General features: G+C 66.1%; 1 protein-coding gene. It reads right to left on the bottom strand.

Going from position 1 to position 295, the window contains the following annotated elements; translation table 11 throughout:
* The coding region (locus EN808_RS36715) for a hypothetical protein (protein WP_189524259.1) at window positions 1–295 on the bottom strand (295 nt) is incomplete at both ends.

Raw genomic sequence — 295 nt, 5'->3', positions numbered from 1 at the left:
GTCGTTGCCCCAGAACCCGTCACGCCGCTCACCGCGGCGCCGTCGGCACCCTTGGTGTCGGCGCCGGCCGCATTGCCGTCGCTGCCGACGCCGGTAATCACGTTGCCGCTCGCCGTGCCGCCTTCCGTGACACTGTCCGTGTCGGCAACCGCCGTCGGCACGTCATCTGTAACATTGACCTGAACCGTCGCGCTCGCCTGGTCTCCGTCCGAATCGGTAGCGACCACATTGATGCCGGTCAGGTTGATGACATTCTGTCCACCCGCGTCGGGATGCGGGAAATTGTCGAGCAGCG

The sequence above is a fragment of the Mesorhizobium sp. M8A.F.Ca.ET.165.01.1.1 genome, assembly GCF_004792065.1.
In the GTDB taxonomy this organism is placed as follows: domain Bacteria; phylum Pseudomonadota; class Alphaproteobacteria; order Rhizobiales; family Rhizobiaceae; genus Mesorhizobium.
This window is presented reverse-complemented; position numbering and strand designations above follow the sequence as displayed.